The organism is Acidisphaera rubrifaciens HS-AP3, from assembly GCF_000964365.1.
Taxonomy (GTDB): domain Bacteria; phylum Pseudomonadota; class Alphaproteobacteria; order Acetobacterales; family Acetobacteraceae; genus Acidisphaera; species Acidisphaera rubrifaciens.
On sequence record NZ_BANB01000419.1, the window covers coordinates 1 to 532 of the forward strand.

1 protein-coding gene is annotated in these 532 nt (G+C 74.4%); it reads right to left on the bottom strand.

Features of this window, described 5'->3' with window-relative positions:
- Positions 1-68: 68 nt before the first annotated feature.
- Positions 69-532, bottom strand: a 464-nt coding sequence (locus tag B8460_RS12235) for a Hint domain-containing protein (protein ID WP_199445633.1), incomplete at its 5' end; no start/stop codon positions are given.

The following is a 532-nucleotide window of genomic DNA, read 5'->3' on the forward strand; positions in this document are numbered from 1 at the left end:
GCCATCGCGGCGGCGGACAGGGCGGCGGGGGGCGGCCCGCCTGCGCGCGTGCTGGTATGCGGCAGCCTCTATCTGGCCGGCGAGGTGCTGAAGGCGGACACGGCCTGACGGGACCGGCGGCCCGGCGTGCCCGCGTATGGCCGCAGCCGCCGCCGCAGTGCGTCGATGACCGGCCCGGTGCAGACGAGCGGCGCGTAGCCATCGCTCTCCCAGCGCCGCGCGGCATCGGTCCCGACATGGCTACCGGCGACGTGGTCGTAGCCGGCGCGGTCGCCGACGTCGAGGTAGCTCTCCACCGGCAGACCCTCCGCCAGCACAACGTCGTGGCTGTCGAGCTCGATGTGGAAATACGTCACCGTCGCCGGCGTCTCCTGCGCGACCGCGTCGCCGTCGATCAGGTATTTGACCGGGATCAGCACGCCGTTGGCATACACCGCGTGGTCGGGCGAGAGATGCAGCGCCCGGCGCGGCAGGCCGGGGCCGAACGCGCCGCGCCGGATGCGCACCGGCCGCACGCGCGCGGGCTCCGGAT